Origin of the sequence: Runella defluvii, assembly GCF_014195535.1 — a bacterium.
Lineage (GTDB): Bacteria > Bacteroidota > Bacteroidia > Cytophagales > Spirosomataceae > Runella > Runella defluvii.
Genome location: NZ_JACIBY010000008.1, coordinates 90,735 through 109,795 on the forward strand (window position 1 = coordinate 90,735; position 19,061 = coordinate 109,795).

16 protein-coding genes are annotated in these 19,061 nt (G+C 44.9%); 6 read left to right on the forward strand and 10 right to left on the reverse strand.

Going from position 1 to position 19,061, the window contains the following annotated elements; translation table 11 throughout:
• Positions 1 to 58 precede the first annotated feature (58 nt).
• The 3 genes from FHS57_RS18730 to FHS57_RS18740 form a co-directional block, all read right to left on the reverse strand.
• Positions 59 to 532 carry a (2Fe-2S)-binding protein gene (locus tag FHS57_RS18730; protein ID WP_183976364.1) on the reverse strand — a complete coding sequence of 158 codons (474 nt, stop codon included), beginning with the start codon at positions 530 to 532 and terminating at the stop codon, positions 59 to 61.
• A 318-nt stretch (positions 533 to 850) separates the two neighbouring features.
• Positions 851 to 1,297 carry an SRPBCC family protein gene (locus FHS57_RS18735; protein ID WP_183976366.1) on the reverse strand — a complete coding sequence of 149 codons (447 nt, stop codon included), beginning with the start codon at positions 1,295 to 1,297 and terminating at the stop codon, positions 851 to 853.
• Positions 1,298 to 1,422: 125 nt separating this feature from the next.
• Positions 1,423 to 2,340 (reverse strand): AraC family transcriptional regulator, encoded by a 918-nt coding sequence (locus tag FHS57_RS18740; protein WP_183976368.1) that lies wholly within the window; start codon positions 2,338 to 2,340, stop codon positions 1,423 to 1,425.
• A 66-nt stretch (positions 2,341 to 2,406) separates the two neighbouring features.
• On the opposite strand from FHS57_RS18740, the gene FHS57_RS18745 reads away from it, so the two are divergent.
• Together FHS57_RS18745 and FHS57_RS18750 are read left to right on the forward strand one after the other, a co-directional pair.
• The gene (locus FHS57_RS18745) at positions 2,407 to 4,494 is read left to right on the forward strand and encodes a TonB-dependent receptor family protein (protein ID WP_183976370.1); all 2,088 of its coding nucleotides are present in this window, start codon (positions 2,407 to 2,409) and stop codon (positions 4,492 to 4,494) included.
• 327 nt (positions 4,495 to 4,821) lie between these two features.
• Positions 4,822 to 5,067, forward strand: a complete 246-nt coding sequence (locus FHS57_RS18750; RefSeq protein WP_164489995.1) for a hypothetical protein — start codon at positions 4,822 to 4,824, stop codon at positions 5,065 to 5,067.
• 141 nt (positions 5,068 to 5,208) lie between these two features.
• Here FHS57_RS18750 and FHS57_RS18755 read toward each other — a convergent pair whose 3' ends face one another.
• Entirely contained in the window at positions 5,209 to 5,613 is a 405-nt protein-coding gene (locus FHS57_RS18755; RefSeq protein ID WP_183976372.1) for a hypothetical protein, read from the reverse strand.
• A gap of 53 nt (positions 5,614 to 5,666) precedes the next feature.
• Between FHS57_RS18755 and FHS57_RS18760 the strand changes: the two genes are divergently transcribed.
• A complete protein-coding gene (locus FHS57_RS18760) occupies positions 5,667 to 6,314 on the forward strand; it encodes an alpha/beta hydrolase (protein ID WP_183976374.1) in 648 nt (215 codons plus the stop codon).
• Between the two features lie 4 nt (positions 6,315 to 6,318).
• On the opposite strand, the gene FHS57_RS18765 is transcribed toward FHS57_RS18760, so the two are convergent.
• The 3 genes from FHS57_RS18765 to FHS57_RS18775 all read right to left on the reverse strand — a co-directional run bounded on the left by FHS57_RS18765 (position 6,319) and on the right by FHS57_RS18775 (position 11,275).
• Entirely contained in the window at positions 6,319 to 7,137 is an 819-nt protein-coding gene (locus FHS57_RS18765) for a DUF6973 domain-containing protein (protein ID WP_183976376.1), read from the reverse strand.
• 220 nt (positions 7,138 to 7,357) lie between these two features.
• Positions 7,358 to 8,197 carry an endonuclease/exonuclease/phosphatase family protein gene (locus FHS57_RS18770; RefSeq protein ID WP_183976378.1) on the reverse strand — a complete coding sequence of 280 codons (840 nt, stop codon included), beginning with the start codon at positions 8,195 to 8,197 and terminating at the stop codon, positions 7,358 to 7,360.
• Positions 8,198 to 11,275: a PVC-type heme-binding CxxCH protein gene (locus FHS57_RS18775; RefSeq protein ID WP_183976380.1), complete on the reverse strand. Its 3,078-nt coding sequence runs from the start codon at positions 11,273 to 11,275 to the stop codon at positions 8,198 to 8,200. It lies immediately after the preceding gene.
• Positions 11,276 to 11,403: 128 nt separating this feature from the next.
• Between FHS57_RS18775 and FHS57_RS18780 the strand changes: the two genes are divergently transcribed.
• Positions 11,404 to 11,913, forward strand: a complete 510-nt coding sequence (locus tag FHS57_RS18780; protein ID WP_183976382.1) for a peptidylprolyl isomerase — start codon at positions 11,404 to 11,406, stop codon at positions 11,911 to 11,913.
• Positions 11,914 to 12,007: 94 nt separating this feature from the next.
• On the forward strand, positions 12,008 to 13,291 hold the full coding sequence (locus FHS57_RS18785; protein WP_183976384.1) for a TlpA family protein disulfide reductase: 1,284 nt from the start codon (positions 12,008 to 12,010) through the stop codon (positions 13,289 to 13,291).
• Positions 13,292 to 13,607: 316 nt separating this feature from the next.
• Here FHS57_RS18785 and FHS57_RS18790 read toward each other — a convergent pair whose 3' ends face one another.
• Positions 13,608 to 14,060 (reverse strand): carboxymuconolactone decarboxylase family protein, encoded by a 453-nt coding sequence (locus tag FHS57_RS18790; RefSeq protein WP_183976386.1) that lies wholly within the window; start codon positions 14,058 to 14,060, stop codon positions 13,608 to 13,610.
• A 276-nt stretch (positions 14,061 to 14,336) separates the two neighbouring features.
• On the opposite strand from FHS57_RS18790, the gene FHS57_RS18795 reads away from it, so the two are divergent.
• Positions 14,337 to 16,160, forward strand: coding sequence for an ABC transporter ATP-binding protein (locus FHS57_RS18795; protein ID WP_183976388.1), 1,824 nt, complete (start codon positions 14,337 to 14,339; stop codon positions 16,158 to 16,160).
• An 89-nt stretch (positions 16,161 to 16,249) separates the two neighbouring features.
• On the opposite strand, the gene FHS57_RS18800 is transcribed toward FHS57_RS18795, so the two are convergent.
• Both FHS57_RS18800 and FHS57_RS18805 read right to left on the reverse strand, forming a co-directional pair.
• A complete protein-coding gene (locus FHS57_RS18800) occupies positions 16,250 to 16,813 on the reverse strand; it encodes a helix-turn-helix domain-containing protein (RefSeq protein ID WP_183976390.1) in 564 nt (187 codons plus the stop codon).
• Positions 16,814 to 16,866: 53 nt separating this feature from the next.
• The gene (locus FHS57_RS18805) at positions 16,867 to 18,567 is read right to left on the reverse strand and encodes a tetratricopeptide repeat protein (RefSeq protein ID WP_183976392.1); all 1,701 of its coding nucleotides are present in this window, start codon (positions 18,565 to 18,567) and stop codon (positions 16,867 to 16,869) included.
• Between the last annotated feature and the right edge of the window lie 494 nt (positions 18,568 to 19,061).

Consider the following 19,061-nt stretch of genomic DNA (forward strand, 5'->3'; position numbering starts at 1 on the left):
AAAATGGTAGAATAAAGACGGTGCTAAGACTTAGTTAACGGCGTCCTCTATTTTCAAATTAAACTTCTTCTGTCAGTTGCCCCGCGGCGTGTTGCACCGCCCGAACGATGTTGTGATAACCCGTGCAGCGGCAAATGTTTCCTTCCAACCCTTCGCGAATTTCTTGTTCGGTAGGATTTGGGTTACGGTTGAGCAAATCGGCGGCGCACATGATCATGCCTGGGGTGCAGAAACCGCACTGAAGGCCGTGCTCTTCTTTAAAGCCTACTTGGAGTGGATGCAATTCGTCGCCCGAGGCCAACCCTTCAATCGTAGTGATGGTGGCACCGTCGGCTTGGGCAGCAAGCATGGAGCAGGATTTAACGGCATGGCCGTCGAGGTGAATCGTACAAGCACCGCAGCTACTGGTATCACAGCCTACGTGCGTGCCAGTGAGGCCAAGAACATCGCGTAGGTAATGTACCAAAAGCAATCGGCCTTCTACGTCGTGAGTGCGTTGAGTACCGTTGACAGTTACTGTTATTTTTGGCATACTTCTTAAAAGGTTATGTGCTTTCGCACGGTTTAAAGGAAAGATGTTTTGTGTTTCAGCCCTTCCAAGTTTCCAAAACTTAGAAGGGCTCTTCGGTCGGGTTTTGAGAAACCCTCGGCACGTTGGAAGGGCTCTTCGGTCGGGTTTTGAAAAACCCTCGGCACGTTGGAAGGGCTCTTCGGTCGGGTTTTGAGAAACCCTCAGCACGTTGGAAGGGCTCTTCGGTCGGGTTTTGAGAAATCCTCTGCACGTTGGAAGGGCTCTCTTCGGTCGGGTTTTGAGAAACCCTCTGCACGTTTTGAGAAACTCTCAGCACTTTTAACCTGCTGTGGAGAGCTCGTCCTCGAAATTTTTGAAAAATTGTTTGGTCAAGGTGCTGGCAACGCCGCTCATCACGCGGTTTCCAGTACGAGCCAATAGCCCCGACATATCAGCCTTGCCGTCAAATGATAATTCGGTTTGGGAATCGGAGAGCGGCTTCAGCGTCATGTTGATGTCGGCATTGACGTTGCCTATTTTGCTGTTTTGTACCACACGCAACGTAAAACTCTCGGGAGCTACGGCATTGGCTACTTCGGCTTTTCCTTCAAATTTGCCCGCAACGGGGCCAATTTTTACCTCAGCAATGGCTTTATAAACGCCTTCACTTTCGAGCTCAAGGCGCGAGATACCTGGTGTTACTTTGGCCAGCGTTTCGGGATTCATCAACATCGCCCAAATGGTTTCTGCGGGTGCGTTGAGGGTATGAGTTCCTGTAAGTTCCATGTAGCAAAGACGTGATTAAGTAATAGAAATTATCAAAATAATAATATTCAAAGCTACGATAATCTTTCAGTCCAAGAATGGCACTATTGTATTAAAAAACAGAACAATTCTATCAAAAGGCGTAATTAGAACTTAACAATTTTTTTGCGGTAATTGGCGGGGGTATCGCCAGCAGCTTTTTTGAAGACTTTCTGGAAATAATTGAGGTTGTTGTAGCCGCAAGCAAAGCAAATGTCTGAAACACTGTACGATGTGTTGTACAAAAGCTTCATGGCCAGTTGAATCCGTTGTTGGTTAATGTACTCTACGGGGGTAATGCCGTACTGTTGTTTGAAGCACCGAAAAAAGTTAGGCTCACTCATGCAGGCTTTGTCGGCGAGGTCTTTGATGGTTAGATTTCGGTGAATATTCTCTTGTACATACTTAATCGCGTACGCAAGCCGATTGGTATTGGCAAGCTGTTGAAGGTTGGTACTTAGCACCATGCGGGCTTTGGTTTGCATGAGTCGAACAATGAGTTCTTGCAGTACCAAATTGGCGAAGTAGTCTTTGGCAGCGTTGTTTTCGGTAAACAAATAAATAAGTCGCCCGATGAGCTGGTGAATGGCGGCTTCGTTGGTAAAATAAAAATTATCGTTGGCAAACTGCCATCCTTCGTTATTATCCACCAGCGGCGAATGTTCGTTGAGGGTTTCGACGATGGTGCGGATTTTGGTCGGCGAAATCGCCAACGCCAAACATTGGGTAGGATTTTTGCTATTGGCTTCGGGAAAGTCGATGCGCATGGTTTGATGGGCAGGAACAATCACCGATTCACCTGGAAAAAAATCAAAAGAAGGTGAGTTGGTCAGGTGCATTACTTTTTTTCCCCGAATCATGCTGGCCAGCACGGGATTAGAAAAAGTCAGCTCTACGTTTTGAGCGGCTTGGTGGGTCTCGTAAATATTGAGTTCGGCATTATCGAGGGTATAAGCAGTACGGTTTTCGACAACGAGTTCTAACTTTCTGCTTTGAAGATGGGTTGTAATGTCGAACGAATTCATAAAGATGAAATGTTAGATTGAATAGCGACCTTGCACACTCATTATTGGATAAATACCAACAATTTTATGATTATTTCTATAAAAAAACAACGGGGTTTGGGGATTAAAATTGCATTAAGCTTTTCATCGTTGCTTCTCCTTCGAATTGATTCGGCCAATGCCCAAAAAAAGGACACGGTATTGCTGCGCCAACTCGCTCCCGTGACCGTGACAGCTACACGACTTGAAATCAATGAAAAACGTTTGCCAGCGGCATTGACAGTGCTCAACGGCGGGCGCATCCAAATAGGGCAGCCGCAACTTTCGATGTTCGAATCGCTGGGAGGTGTGGCAGGGCTTTTTGCCCAAAATCCAGATAATTATACCCAAGATTTACGCATTTCGATTCGGGGATTTGGGGCACGTGCGGCGTTTGGGATTCGCGGGATTCGCCTCTACGTGGATGGCATTCCTGAATCTACTCCCGATGGCCAAGCCGACGTGGATAACCTTGACATGGGGGCGATGCAGCGGATGGAGGTGATGCGTGGGCCGTCTTCGGGACTGTTTGGCAACGCTGCGGGAGGGGTAATAAGTTTACAAACCGAAAATGCGGGTCAAATGCCGTTGGCCGAAGTGCAGGGAACGGTGGGTTCGTACGGTATGCGAAGCTGGCGTTTTAAAACGGGCGTTCAACACAAAAAACTCCAAATGGTGTTTGTCGCAACCCGTAATCAATCAGAGGGTTATCGCGCCAATAGTCGCATGGAAAGTACGATTCTGAATTTGAAGCTACGCTATGATTTTGATTCATTGACGCGCCTTTCGGTGTTGGCCAACTACGGCACAAGCCCCGTAGCCGACGACCCAGGAGGACTTACATTGGCGCAAGTAGCCGAAAATCGTCGCCAAGCCCACCCAAACAACCTGCGATTTTTGGCAGGAGAGTCGGTGACCCAAGGCCGTGTTGGAATTACGTTTGAAAAAACGATGGGCAATCACCTGATTTTTGTGCGTGCTTTTGGGACAAAACGTGATTTTGCCAACTATTTGGCGTTTCAGGCCGCAGGGGCAGGAACCATCAATCGAACGTTTGCAGGCGGGAGTTTTCAATACCAGTTTTCTCAGAAATTTGATTTCCTTAGTTACCGTTTTCGGATGGGGCTTGACTTGGAGTCGCAGGGAGACACGCGCCGCCGATTTGATAACATGACGGGGGTGAGAGGAAAATTAACTTTCGACCAATTGGAATCGTTTAAGAACATTGCCTCGTATATTACGCAGGAGCTATCGTACAAAAAAATAACGATGTTGGTAGGGCTGCGTTCGGATGTGATTCGCTTAAAAGCAACCGATTATTTTATGTCGGACGGCGACCAATCGGGTGGCCGTAATTATAGTCGTATCAATCCTACGTTGGGACTTTCGTGGGAAGTTTCTCCTTCTGTTAATGTGTATTCTAACTTAGGGAGCAGCTTTGAAACGCCAACCATGAGTGAGTTGTCGAATAACCCTTCAGGAACGGGTGGGTTTAACCCCGAGCTAAATCCACAGCAAGCCTTGAATTACGAGATAGGGGCAAAGACCTATTTTGGACAACGTGTACGGGCTGATTTGGCGTTGTTTACCATTGAAGTGAAAGATGAATTGGTGCCGTACCAAATTACGGGACAAGCGGGGCGGGTGTTTTACCGAAACGCGGGTCGTTCAAAACGACAAGGGATTGAAGCAAGTTTGAATGCGATGTTGGCCAAAGGGTTAACCTTGTTCTCAAACTATACGTATTCGGATTTCACTTACCGTGAGTATCAAACCTCAGCGGGGAAATTTGATGGAAATGTGTTGCCAGGCATTCCTAAACACGCGGCGCAGGTCGAACTTCGTTATTTTATGCCTTCGGGGTTATTTGCGATTGCTCAGGTACGCCATGCGAGCCAATTGTATGCCGATGATGCCAACGCTGTGACCGCCAATGGATATAGCCTTTTGAATCTGCGTTTGGGTGGACAAAAAACGTGGCGGAAGTTTCACATTGAGCCGTTTGTGGGGGTAAATAATTTGCTGGACGAAACCTATTTTCAGAATGTTCAAATAAATGCGAGTGCCAACCGTTATTTTGAGCCAGCGCAAGGTCGCTTTTGGTTTGGTGGGTTGAAAGTGGGAGTGAATCGGTAAAACCTTCCAAGTTTCTTGGTCGCGGTTATCAAACTTGGAAGGTTTTGGCAGCGTTTCATAAATACCTTCCAAGTTTCTTGGTCGCGGTTATCAAACTTGGAAGGTTTGGGTAGCGTAGAAAAAAATGTTGATAAATCATTAAACCTTTTTCAGAATGCTGCGTCTAATCAATGAAAACAAAAACTACCTAGACAATCAGCTACCATGAAAACAAAACTCATTTTTGCCGCGTTACTACTTGGATTTATCTCAATCTCGGCTCAGGCAACGGAAAAACCCCGTAAATTTGAGCACAGAAAACATCACCGCCAGGATCGCCGCGAGGATGTGAGAGATAGAAGAGAAGATAAACGCGATCATCGCGAAGACCGACGAGACCGCAAAGAAGACATTCGTGACCGCAAAGAAGATCGTCGCGATGCGAGACACCACGGAGGGCGCCGTGACCGTTTGGAAGATCGCCGTGACCGCCGCGAGGACGTCAGAGATCGAAAAGAAGACAAACGCGACCGCCGCGAAGATGTTCGCGATCGCAAAGAAGATAGAAGAGACCGACGTAAGGGAACTAATTAAAAGGGATTGAATGTTATATAGTTGTTAGAACAACAGAAGTTGTTACACAATTTATCCAAGCGATCTTACGTTAAGACAAAATATTTTTAAAATGGCTGTATGGGTTGGACACGCCTCGACTTTTAGTTGGGGCGTGTTTTTTTATTTTCTTGACGAGGTTTCGTACAGCCCATTCCCAAAAATAAGCATCAAAATCAGCGGTGTGAGGTGCGCACCCGTTTTAAAACCTGCCCCTGTCATGGCGTAAGTGCCTGACGAAAATTTGAAATAGGTATTGATTAATATGCCAATAGATAGCAGAAGAAAAGCACCTAACACGGCGAAAGCCGTCTTTTTTTGGGCTTTTGCGTGAAGACCTAGTACAATTCCTTGGCATACCAATGCCGTAAGACCTACGGTGGCAAGGGCGCGGGGAAAAGTTCTAATCATGTCATATTTGAACATCATTACCCCAATTTTGCCTAGAAGATTGGGATGAGCGAGCAGCCACGCATCTACCACGATTAATACAGCCAAAATAAGGTAGAAAAAAAGGTTTGATTTCATGTTGTCGGTTCGGGTTTTAAGTACGAATATTGCCAACAAATATACTTCATTTTATGCAAGAACATCACTTAGAGGTAAAGCGAACGGCGCGATATTTTACGCTGGGCGAACTCAACGAGTCCACCCAAAACGTTTGGTTTGTGCTGCACGGATATGGGCAATTGGCGCAGTTTTTTATCCGAAAATTTGACGTGTTGAACGACGGTCAAACGTTTGTCGTTGCCCCCGAAGCTTTATCTCGGTTTTACCTCGAAGGCGTTTCGGGTAGGGTAGGAGCGTCGTGGATGACGAAAGAAGAACGTGCCCACGAAATCTCAGATTATATTTTTTACCTCAACCACCTCTACGACACGCTGTTGGAAGGCAGAGATGTATCTAAGTTGACCATTAATCTTCTAGCGTTTTCGCAGGGGAATGCGACCTTGCTTCGGTGGCTCAACAACGACCACGTTCGCTGCGACCGTTTGCTTATCTGGGCGGGCTTTTTCGGAAATGGTGTAGCAGACGTGATTGAACCCAGCAAATTGGCTACTGTTCCTACGACGCTTGTGTATGGGTTGCAAGATGAGTATTTGGTACAAATTGATACCAAAAAGTACGAAGAAGATATACGAATGGCCATTCCGCACCTAGAAGTAGTGACTTTTGATGGCCGCCATACCGTTGACAGTGCGATCTTACACCAACTGGTGAAAGGATAAATGCCTATTTATTGCCACAGCCGTCAACGTAGGCCGTAAAAATACTGCCTGCTTCGGCCTTAAAACCTGGATTTAGCTGTACGTATTTTTGGGCGTCGTAGGTCACTTTTGCCGTGGCCACGACTACGTTTTTGGCTTGAATGTTATTGCTCACTTCAAATTTTACAGCTTCCGTAATGGGGTGATTTAACAACAAAACGGTAGTGCAAGGGTCGATGCGGTACAATAGTTTATTCACCTCCAGCGTCGAACTTGCGGTGTTTTCGAGCAATGTCCAAGCAGTGTTAGCATCGGCGTTGTGGCTGGCTAAATTTTGCTCAAGACTAACCGTAACCACTTTAGGCTCAATGGATTTTAAATACAGACTGTCTAAGAGCTGATTGACGGTTGTGTAATTTTTGAAAGAACGCCCCACCAAATTATTGTGCAAATCCATGGCAGAGGCTGCATTTTTCACCAGCGCCGTACCTGCGTCGTTGTATTCATAGGCTGAGGTAAACAGCCTGACAATTTCGGTGGCCGTAGCTTCGGAGGCTCCGATGTCTTTGAGTTTTTTGACGGAAAGAGCATTCCAAACCGAGTGCCGAAAAGCATTGGAACTATTGTCGTTTTGCGCCTGTGCACCCGCCCCAAAGCGCTGGTCGGTATAGGTGTTGGCTTCGTTTCCCGCGTCAAAAATTAATTGGGCTTGAACAGGATACTGATAGGCCAGTGCTTGAACGCGTGGATTAAACCCCAAAAATAAACTAGGGAAATGTCCTTTGGAATGAACCGAAAGTACGACAAAACTAAGCAGTAGCGACGTAATAAAACGACGTAGCATGTTGGTTGGTTAGGGAAGAGTTAGGTTAGTAAAGGTACGTGAAAATAGGGATATTTTACAACAAAATACCCGACCCACTCTAAATTGGCGGATCGGGTATCAATGTCCTTGATAACACCACAAAAAACAGAAGGCTTTTGCTTGTACCAAACGCCCTTGTTTGATGTTCAAAGCTGCAAAAATATTCTTAAAACAAGATTAAATTGGGCTTAAACTTTACTTAAAATATAATTTTAGCAACAACGGGCTGATGGTCAGACGGATAGCGCTGGTCTTTGGCATCGGTCAAAACGCCGTATTTCAACACTTTGATGGGCGAACTGACAAAGATATAGTCGATGCGTTGCTTCATAGGGGCATCAAATTTAAACGCGTTGAAAGTTCCTTCGGGGCCATAGGCGGGGGTTGCTGATACATCGTGGGTATCGTTAAGCGCGCCTTTCATGAGTTGAATTTGTTCCGTTTCGGGGGTTGAGTTAAAATCTCCCGTACAAATGACCAACGCATTTCCCGCAATTTCCTTCATTTTTTTAACCATCAAATGCCCCGACTGACGGCGAGCTTCTACGCCTTGGTGGTCGAAGTGGACGTTGAAAAAGTAGAACTCTTTTTTGGTGTTGAGGTCTTTGAATTTGGCCCAACTACAAATCCGATTACAGCAGGTTGCATCCCAGCCTTTGCCTGGGGTTTCGGGGGTTTCGCGAAGCCAAAAATCACCCGATTGAAGCAATTTAAAACGGTCTTTTCGGTAAAAAATCGCTGAGTGCTCGCCTGCTTCTTTGCCGTCGTCACGGCCTTTGCCCACAAACGCAAATTCAGTCAATTCAGCAACGCCGTTGAGCTGATGACGCAAGGCTTCTTGGGTGCCAAAAATATCCCATTCGTGAAAACGCACGAGGGCTTTGACGTTTTCTTTGCGATTGGGCCAAGCATTGGGGCCGTCATTGGGCGTATCGTAGCGCAAATTGTAAGTGGCTACGTTGATGGCCTTTGACGGCTGGGCATGACTGGCAAAAAATGCACAAAGCGCGAGAATTGGAACTAGAAATAGTGGTTTCATTTATTTACGTTTAAGACTGGATAAATACTCAATTAAATCAACCAACTCTTGCTGACTCATGGATTCATGAAGGCCAGCAGTCATCAGTGATTCGTCAAGTTTTTTCATCGAAACAACCTGACTCATTTTATAACTTTGGGTCGTACCTCCTGGGAATTTGAGGAGCAAATCAGTTTCGGTTTTACTGGCCACAATTCCGACCGTCGTGCTGCCGTCTTTGAACTTCACTTCGTAGCCTTCGTAGCCAAAACTTACCCCCGCACTTGGGTAGAAAATAGCCATGTATTGACCGTCTTTGCCAAGTTTACTGCCAATTTCGGATAATTTAGGCCCAAAATCTGACCCTTCACCGTTGACTTGGTGGCAAATAGCGCAGTAGTTAGCAAACACCGTTTTACCGTTGGCGACGTTGCCTGTGAGGGTCATTAGCTCGCTGACGGGCGGGAGTTTTTTGCCCGTTTTGGTTGGAGCTGCGTCAAGGTACTTGGCGGCCTGAATCTTGACATTTTTACGCCAAGCACCGCTTACACCCTGCACGGCCACCGCTTTGTAATCGTTGGCGATTTTACCTTGTTGGAGCAAGTCGAGCACGAGGTCTTCACCGTCCATACTTCCACCCAACGCCCGCGTAGCTTCTGTCCGAATGGCTTTGGGACGTTTGGGGTCTAGCGCGACGCTTTTTAGGATGTCTAGCGATTGTTTGCTTCCAATGCCACGAAGTGCAATCAACGTGTTTTGAGCTTTGGCGACGTCTTTTCCATTAATAGTAGCCCAAAGAAGCGGCGTTTGCTCTTGTTTCAACAACTGACGTGCGGCGTCGCGGCCTTCGCGTTGCATGGGTTTGTCGAGGGCAAGTTGCAACAAGCGTTTTGCTTCACTGGCAGGTTCAAATCGTTGCACCAAATCCATGTATTCGCCCGTGCCGTAGCTGGCGTCGAGCAATTTTTGAAGGTTTTGCTGCGCCAAAGGCGAAGTTTTAACAAAACCTGGGTCGAGGTGACGAAGGCATAATTTAGTGATTTCGGTGTCGGTATTGGTTTTCATCAACTCCAGCAATGCCGTCGATTTTTCGGTAGCGCCTGGGTTAAAATCAAACGCCCTGAAATAGCGAAGGCGGTCTTTCAACGCCACGTTTTTGTCGCCCGCCAACGAGGCCAACAACGGTACCGAAGCCGCCGTCCGTGCCCGCCAAACGAGGTCTTTCCCTTTGGCAGAGGCAGTTGGGTTTGGCCCTGCAAGTTTGAGCCAAGTGCCAAAAAACTTATCCCACTGACCATCGGCCGATACACCGAGGGCTTCGAGGTACCAGCGGTCTTGTCCGTCGTAGCGGTTGGCTAATTGTGCCCAAATATCCGCTGCGAGGTCGTCGGAATTATGACGAATCGCTAATGCTACTTCCCGACGAACCTGCGGTTCTGAGTCAGAAGCTAAGAGATTCAATTGTTCAACAGTCAATGGTAACACCCCTTTGGCCGTAATTTGGCGCGCGGCCCGAATGGCCGTGATGCGTAAATCAGCGTTGGCGTCTTTCAACGCCGCACTGACGTAGTTATGCCCGTTGGGAAGTTTGCTCAACAACCACAACGCCCGCGCTTTCATGCGGGGATTGGGCGACGTTTGGTACATTTTCGATAGCTCACTTTCTGCGCTTTGGCCGAGGCTACGAATTTTGTTCCACGCCAAATAACGCACCGAAACGTTGGGGCTTTGAATGGCTTTCAACGCACCCTCCAACGTGGTGAAATCGTGGGCAGGAGTTTTGTAAGAGGTATTGGGCGGCGTGATGCGATAGATGCGTCCACGGTTCAAATCCCCCGCTTGGTGACCACCCACGCCTGGGTCGTACCAGTCGGCGGCGAAAAGCGAACCATCGGGCGCCACGCACACATCCGACGGGCGAAACCATTGGTTGCGTTTGCCGTACAGTACGTTCACCATGTTGGCTTTGTAGCCCGCGCCATTTTTTTCAACGGGATACGAACGCACCACGTTTGGCCCCGCATCGCAGTGAATCATTTGGTTTTGGAAGACAGTTGGCAGCATATCACCTTCGTAAATCACCATGCCCGTAGGCGAGCCTGCGCCCGTTTGGAGTAAGTTTGGAACTACGCCAGGGTCGTTGAGGTGCCAGTGACGGAAAGGGATTTCGGCTTCGATATTGGTCCGATTGGCACTCCAGCCTGCCCCCGTCATTTCGTCGGTGTAGCCGTAGTTGCCGTATTCCATCACGTAATTGATACGGACTCCTTTGTTGCCATCGTCGTCGTTGTCCGACTGCCACATGGTGCCGTAGCTGTCCACGGCCACTTCGTAGTTGTTGCGGAAATTGTGCCCGAGTACTTCTACGTTTTTAAAATCAGGGTCGCAACGGAACACCATTCCCTGCTTGTATTTTTTGCGGTCGATGGGCTGTCCGTCTTGGTCGAGTACGGGCTGACCTTTGCCATCGAGTAGCTGATTTCCTTCGTTTCCAAAGTTAAAATACAGTTTTCCGTCGGGGCCAAAGGTAAAGGCGTGCATTCCGTGGTCGTGCTGTTCGCCCTTAATTCCCTGAAAAATAATCTCTTTTTTGTCGGCTTTGTCGTCACCGTTTTCGTCGGTAAACAACCAAACGTAAGGGCTTTGCGATACCAAAACGCGGTTGCCCATGACCAAAACGCCTAGCGGGGCAGCCACTTCAGGACCTTGGTAAAATACTTTGCTTAGGTCAGCTTTGCCGTCGCCGTTGGTATCTTCCAAAATCAGGATGCGATCCCCTTCGGAGTGGGTAGGGTTTCCCGTGATGGCAGGGCGGTAGTTGTAGGCTTCGAGCACCCATACCCGCCCCCGATGGTCGATGTCGATGTTGGTGGGGTTGGTAATCATGGGTTCAGAAGCAAACAGATTGGCTTCCAAGCCATCGGCTACTTCCAGCGCTCCAACGGCATATTTGAGGTCGTGTTTTTGCTCTTGCGTAAGCTTGGCATACACGCTATCGAGGCTACTTTGTGAGGCACGACTTGGGTTGTCGTTCTGATAACTAGCGACTAATCCACTGGTCATGGCCAGCGCGCCTAGTCCCCAAAGGTATTTTTTCATGGAGGTCGTTCATTTATGTGATGGTACAACAACTTCAGTAAAAGGAAAGAACTCACTTTTTTTAATCTACCAGAGGGGCTTAACTAATAAATTCCTACCTTTAAATTTCATTCAAACAAGATAAACAAATGCCTACCAATCCAAGAGTTTTCTTTGACATTACGGCCGATGGTGCCCCTTTAGGAAGAGTTATTTTTGAATTACGCGCGGATATTGTCCCCAAAACCGCCGAAAATTTCCGAGCATTAGCGACGGGCGAAAAGGGTTTTGGCTTTAAAGGAAGCGTTTTTCACCGCATTATTCCTCGTTTTATGCTCCAAGGAGGCGATATTACCAAAGGCAATGGTACGGGTGGAAAGTCTATTTACGGAGAGAAGTTTGCCGATGAAAATTTTCAGTTGAAGCACATAAGCCCAGGAATACTGAGCATGGCCAATGCGGGTCGTAATACCAACGGTTCTCAATTTTTTATCACGACGGTTACGACCGCATGGCTCGACGGTAACCACGTGGTGTTTGGGGAAGTGGTAGAAGGAATGGACGTGGTGCTACAAGCCGAAAGCTACGGCAGCCCCAACGGACGGACTTCTAAGAAGATTGTGATAAGTGACTGTGGCGAATTGCCTGGAATTAGCTAATTGCGTCGGAGACTCGCCCCAAATTGTAGTTTGGGGCGAGTGCCATTAGAATTCGTTGTTTTACAGATTGGGGTTGTTACAATGTAGAATTTATATGCGTACTTATTGCTTGTTTTCTATTGTTATCTTTTTGGGTGGATGCCAATTAAGTTCAGAAGAGAAGAGTCGCAAAATATCTATTCCTTTTACAATTGTGGAAGGATATGGGCCATTTATTCCCTCGTTTGGCTTGCTAGCAGCTGAAAACAAACAATCTGGATGGGCAAAAACGTATGAAAACCCTAAAGGCATACCTAAAAATTGGCATCATGTGATTCAAAGCAATATTTGGTTAGATCCTTATCAGTTTGTCTATCAGCATTTTAAAAAAGGTAACATTGATAAGGGAATGTATGAATATTTACAACAGTCATGGAAGTGGGTTCCCGATACGACACAGCTAACCTCAACTTTTATTAGATGTTTTGTATATGCAGTAAGTGGGCTGGATAAAAGTGGTAATCAATGGGTGATTGTTGATACAAATAACAATTTAGATTTTAGCGATGAAAAAGCATTTGAGCCTGAACAGCTTGTCTTTGGTAAGAATGAGTTCTCTACTAAAAATTTGCAAAGAGTACATTATGACCATTTTATAAATGGAAAAGTTATGAATACGGATTTCCCATTAGTTATGAAGGTTTTTAAGGATGGTAATTTAGGATATAATATCCCTCAATATGGAAGATGCAAATTAGGAGATTATACCATTGTTTTTCCTCGGAATAGTTTTGTTTTTCAAAAGTGTGGGATTGTAGAAGAGACTGCAAACAAAACGTTTGAAAATAATCAACTTATAGAAATTGATAAATATTTGACATTAGGCGGGCTTTTGGGTAATAAATATAAGAACAAAGGAGTTGATTTTTATACTCAAACCCTTCAATTAGAATCTGGTCATAACGAAAATGTCTATTCGTTTCAGAATGGGTACTTATTAGAACCGTTTAAGGGTCAAGAGTTTGTTACGGGAAAGGAAATACATACTGATAATTACAAAGGCAAGTATTTATATGTTGATTTTTGGGGAACTTGGTGCCGTGGATGCGTTCAAGATATTCCTAAACTAGTCGATTTGTACCAAATATTAGATAAAACTAAAGTTGAATTTGTGGGTATAGCAGCAGGAGAGAGTTCGCCTGAAAAATTGAGGAGTTTTTTAGAAAAGCATAAAGTTAAATGGCCACAAATACTCAATACTCCTCAAAATGACTTGGTGAAACGATATCATATCGATGCTTTTCCAACAACGGCTTTAATTGACCCAACTGGTAAAATTGTTCAAACGAATATATCCGCAAAAGATTTGAAAGAAATTTTAGATAAAGAACTAAAATGAAATCTGACTTCAGAAAATGAAATGGTCATTGCGTCGGAGATGCTAGCCTGTATTCGCCCTAAATCAGAGCTCTTCTGGATTTTGAATTCTGCGTGCAAATGCCATTGCTTTTTATGGTTATTTGGCTGATATTCTACTTTGGTAGGCAGTCACAGACCCAGGCCGCTGGTGCGGGCTATTTATTTGGGGGGCGCAGTGTTCTACCAGACACTTCGCACAACTGGGCTCGAGAAGTAATATTTGCTCTGACCAAATGGGGCGAAATACACCGTCAAAAAATCACAGGTTAATCACCTGTGATTTTTTGACAATCGTCTTATGCAAGACTTTGTCCAATCGGTAAGTGTGTGCTTAGCACAACCCTGTTCCAAAGATTGATGGTAATGATGGCAGTGATAATATCTGCAATTTGGGCTTCGCTAAAAAACTGTAAGGCGTTTGAATAGGTTTCGTCTGATAATCCCTTTTGATGGATTAATGTTATTTCTTCCGTTATTGCCAATACTATTTTTTCTTCATCTGTAAAAATACCCTCAGCTTCTCTCCAGGCATTCAATAGAAAAATACGCTGATTTGTTTCCCCATTTTTAATTGCATCTTGCGTGTGAACGTTGATACAATAGGCACAACCGTTGATTTGTGAAGCACGTATTTTTATGAGTTCTTTGGTTGTCTTAGACATGGAAGCCTTTGAAAGATACGTTTCTAAACCAATCATCGCTTTTAGAGCATTGGGGGCAACTTCCTTAATGTTAAATCGTTTTTGCATTGTAGTATTCTTTTAAAATTGTTCAATGCAAAGTTGAAAAATGGGAAACCGAAAAAACTTAAACTGGTTTAAGAAATACTTTTCTTTCGTATTTCGCCTAAATATTCGGGAGTGCGCGCCCCCGTTGTGCTCGCTACACACAACAGTGGGGAGTTTGTGGCGAAAGTAGGTTTCAGTTTGAGACAGGGCAACTTCGGCACTAAATAAAAGAAATTGCTGTTGGTGAGAAGGATAGGGACAAAATCCCTCTTACATTCAACTCCTTTTTGCTACTAAATGGCCCCCAAAAACAAACTTCCCCAACCCACCCTCAAAGACCGTTTTGCGGCACTCAAGTATTTACCTCCGTTTTTTAAGGAAATTTGGAATACCCATCCGTGGATGACCGCGGGCAATGGATTGCTGCGTTTGGTACGTTCGGCTATCCCTTTTGGTACGTTGTATTTGGGGAAATTGATCATTGATGAGGTAGTGAGGTTAATCAATGCTCACTCGACGGACACGTCTTGGCTGTTGTGGTTGATTGGCCTTGAACTGGGGTTGGCGGTGTTGTCGGATGGCCTCAACCGTGCCACGTCCTTGCTCGATGCGCTCTTGGGCGATTTGCACGCCAATCGTTCTTCCATTCAAATCATGGAACACGCCGCTACCCTCGATTTGGCGCAATTTGAAGACCCCGTTTTTTACGATAAACTCGAACGCGCCCGTCAGCAAACCGTCGGGCGGACGGCTTTGTTGGCCCAAACGTTGGCGCAGTTTCAAGACATTATTACCATTGGTTTTTTGGGAGCGGGGCTGGTGGTGTTTAGTCCGTGGTTGATTTTGATACTGGTGTTGAGCATCTTACCCGCGTTTTTGGGCGAGTTTTACTTCAATGCCGAAAGCTACGCCCTGTCGTACCAATGGACGCCGCAGCGCCGCGAGCTCGACTATCTGCGTTACGTAGGAGCGAGCAACGTGAACGCCAAAGAAGTGAAATTATTCAACTTGTCGAAGTTTCTGACCGACCGCTTTCGGGAAGTGTCGAGCGGGTATTACCAGCAAAACAAAAAATTGGCGATGCGACGGGCGTTTTGGGGCGCGCTGTTGACGGCCGTGGGGACGGCGGGCTACTACGGTGCTTATGGGTACATTGGGCTGGAAACCGTCAAAGGGAGCATTACGTTGGGGAGTTTAACGTTTTTGGCAGGGTCATTTCGGCAGCTAAAATCGTCGCTTGAAGGGATTTTGAACCGTTTTACGAGCATTTCGCAGGGGGCATTGTACCTCAAAGATTTTTTCAATTTCTTTCACCTCCAACCCGAGGTGGCTTCGCCGCTGCATCCGCGTCCATTCCCGACTGTTATTCAGGAAGGTTTTGTGTTTGAAAACGTCAGTTTTCGCTACCCGAATGCCTCCAAAGGGGTGTTTCAGGACCTCAATTTTACCCTAAAAAAAGGCGAAAAACTGGCGATTGTGGGTGAAAATGGGGCTGGAAAAACGACCCTTGTAAAATTGTTGACCCGTCTGTACGACCCCACCGAAGGTCGTATTTTGCTAGATGGTGTGGATTTGCGCGAGTACGATTTGGGTGAATTGCAACGCCACATTGGGGTGATTTTTCAGGATTATATTCGCTTGATGATGACCGCGCAGGCCAACATTGCCGTGGGCGACATCGAGCATATCCACGAACTCCCGCGGGTGCAAACCGCCGCCGAACGGAGTTTAGCCGCGAGTTTGATTCAAAAATTTCCAAACGGCTTGCAGCAGGTGTTGGGACGGCATTTTAGCGGAGGGACGGAGTTGTCGGGCGGAGAATGGCAAAAAATTGCCTTGGCCCGCGCCTACATGCGGGACTCTGAATTGTTGATTTTGGACGAACCCACCGCTGCCTTAGACGCCCGCGCCGAATACGAGGTGTTTCAGCGTTTCGCGGAGTTGACCCGAGGAAAAATGGCTTTGCTGATTTCGCACCGTTTCTCCACTGTCCGTATGGCCGACCGTATCATTGTGATTGAAAACGGTGAGTTGTTGGAATCGGGGAGCCACGAAACGTTGATGGCGCAAAAAGGCCGCTATGCCGAGTTGTTTCAACTGCAAGCGAGAGGATATAATTAGAATGTCGAGTGACCCTCCCGAAAGTTTCAAACTTTCGGGAGGGTTCATTACAGCAACTTTCGGAAGGTTTTTATGGGAGTTGGGCTTACCTACCTACGGACTCGGGCGTTGACTTTAATTCGGCCTGGCGTTACCTTTTGGTATTTTTTGAACACAATCACAAACTTAATCGGAGTGGTGTAGCCCAAAAGGTCAGAAACTTGCTTTACCGAATACCGACCGCTCTCAAGAAGCTCGCGTGCTTGTTGCATTTTGTGCTCCATAAAGTACTGATGGTAAGGTGTTTGGTACAAGCTTTTAAACACACTTTTAAATTTGCTTGGACTTACTTTAAACGAGCTTGAAACTTCATCAATGGATGGTATTTTAAAAGAAAAATCAGAAACAATTTGTTCGTGTAATTGCTGAATTTTTTCTACAAACTCATCCTTAAATACATATATCTCCTTGGAAGTATTGGTAGGTGCGTTCGTTGAGGATGTGTTGATTAAAGTAGGGTAAATTCCTGTAGAAGAATGAATACAACTAAACGGAATTCGATGCTCAATAAGGAGCCGCAGAACTTGGCTTGAATCACTTTCGGAAATAACGATGTTAACGTGGTCATAAGTGGGAGACGGCATAGGAATATTTGTAATGGTTCCTGAGTTCATAAGTATAATTGTTTAAAGAAAAGAGGATTAGCAATAGAATAGGGCACTAGATACTAAATACTTTGCAAATAAGTGTTGAGTTGTTCGTGTTCTTCGAGTTGTAATTTTTTCTTAATACGTACCCGAGACAATGTAACACTTTTGGGACTTACTCCCAGAATTTGAGCTACTTGCTTGGGCGATAGATTAATTTTTAAATAGGCGCAATGCTTTAAGTCTAGTTCGGTAATTGAGCTTGAACGTTGACGAAGTACTTCAAAAAAATGAGGTGAAACTGCTTCAAAATGAAGCTTAAACTTATCCCACTCATTTTCATCATTGGTATTGCTATCAATGGTTTTTAAAAGGTGTTTTATCTTAGCTCGTAAGCTAGGTTCGGCGTTTTCGTTGAGTTGCTCAATTTCTTTTTTGATGTTTTGTAACAAATCACTTTGTTGGCTCAAATGCAGCGTGGTTGTGGCGAGTTTTCGCTGTTCAAAATCAATTTTTTGCTGTAATTTATCTTGTTCTAATTGGGTAAGTTGTTTGGAAAGTTGCTGATTCCGATAAATCAAAAAGCCCAAAGTTAGGGCAGTCAACAATATACAAACACCAATCATGATGGCGTATTTTAGCCGAATGTTGGCTGTCTGAACCTCTTCGTCTTTTTGCGCAAGTTCAAAGTTTGTTCGTTTGGCAACGGAGGTGTAAGTGCGCTCACTTGAATAAACGGAGTCACGCATTTTGATAGATTTCTGACTATTTATGTACGCATTTTTAAAGTCACCAATTGTAAAATAGTAACTTGTCAACAGATTATGCGCCCAAATCTTGGTCGAAGCAAATCGCGCTTTTTTATAAAATGTCAAAAAACTCTTTTCTGCCTTCTCGTAATTTTTTTGTTTCAGGTAAATCGTGCCAAGAATACCATCAATTTCGCCCGCATTGAACGGATGTGGGTGCGCCTTGTACAATTTTTCGGCGGTGAGAATGGCCTTCAAGGCATCGTCATAGCGCTTTAATTCGAGGAGTGCAATAGCGTATTCGTAGTAATGATTTCCGCATTCGTTAGGGGTATTTTGTTGGCATGTAGCAATGGCTTGTTGGTGAAATGTAATTGCTTTGTTAAAATTTTCTTGACGAGAAAATGCCGAGCCTAAGGCGCTTTTTGCAATACTTTCTTCGAGAAATAATTGGTTCTTTTTTGCTAGTTCATTTGCCTGTAAAAAATAATACTTTGCTGTTTCAGTGTCACTTATTTCATAATGATAATACCCCATGTCATGATAAAAACGAAAAATGGTTTTAACCGTGAATGCTGAGGGATTTGATTGGATGATTTTTTCAACAGTAAGTAAATAATCTAAACACGTATCACATTCTTTGGTTGTTTCGACAATGAGCAAGTCTGCTTGGACTTGTCCCTCTAAATAGCCTATTTTTCGGGCAGCCGAGGCCGCTTTTTTTGCATATTCATTGGCAACTGTGTTGTTGTACCAAAAGTGATAGGTTTCGGCGTATCCCAGCAGACAAATGACCTGTGCCAATGCTGAATTGGGATGTTGTTCCTGAAACTTTTTTACCAATGAAAACGCCTTGCTTGAGTCTATGGCACTATAGGTTTCAATTTCTGCCTTGGCTGCCAGCCATTCTTTGGGCATTTGGTCGAAGCCTGCGTTATCATCTTTTGTACAGTTATTTACCCCCAAACAAAGTATTGCAAATAACAGCCATATTTTGCACTTTTGATATACCTTTTGGGCGATGATAGCCATTTGTAACCTATCATTATGGTTAAAAGGTTGTTCTATTAGGCCATTTTTGGCCTTCTTGTTTTGGAATACACTACTTGTCTCAGTTGACACCATCTATGTTTTGAATGAATCTGAATATACCATTGAACAAATCGTTTGCAAAGTAGTTTGAGCAGTGCCCATAAATTTCGCTAAAACATTTTTGTAGCATGAAACTCAAGCAGGGCTTCAACGCAGAAAAGCATATAGCTGATGCCTAATAAAATGCGTAAGTCAACGTGAAAGTATTGAAAATGATACTTATGCAAAACAAATAAGGAATAAAAAATATACGAATAGATAGTTTGGTAAAATAACATAGATATGAAAAGTGTAATATTGCAATGATTTTAAAATAAAAATATACTTGCGTGTATATACTTTGAAAAATTCTAGCTTTTGTAATAAATAAGTCATATTAAAAGACATACTTTCTTGATCTTGTGAGGTGTTATATTTTGTTTTTGTTAGGATGC